Origin of the sequence: Aeromonas sp. SrichE-2G, assembly GCF_017939565.1 — a bacterium.
In the GTDB taxonomy this organism is placed as follows: Bacteria; Pseudomonadota; Gammaproteobacteria; order Enterobacterales; family Aeromonadaceae; genus Aeromonas; species Aeromonas taiwanensis.
Window position 1 is genome coordinate 1 of sequence record NZ_JAGKRG010000059.1, and the last position, 277, is coordinate 277.

1 rRNA gene is annotated in these 277 nt (G+C 53.4%); it reads right to left on the reverse strand.

The annotated features are described in order from the left end of the window. Positions 1–277: ribosomal RNA gene (locus tag J9885_RS20220) — 23S ribosomal RNA — on the reverse strand; the annotation flags it as partial.

Consider the following 277-nt stretch of genomic DNA (forward strand, 5'->3'; position numbering starts at 1 on the left):
TTCTAAGCCAACATCCTAGCTGTCTGAGCCTTCCCACATCGTTTCCCACTTAACCAGAACTTTGGGACCTTAGCCGGCGGTCTGGGTTGTTTCCCTCTTCACGACGGACGTTAGCACCCGCCGTGTGTCTCCCGGATATTACTTACTGGTATTCGGAGTTTGCATGGGGTTGGTAAGTCGGGATGACCCCCTAGCCCAAACAGTGCTCTACCCCCAGTAGTATTCGTCCGAGGCGCTACCTAAATAGCTTTCGGGGAGAACCAGCTATCTCCGAGTT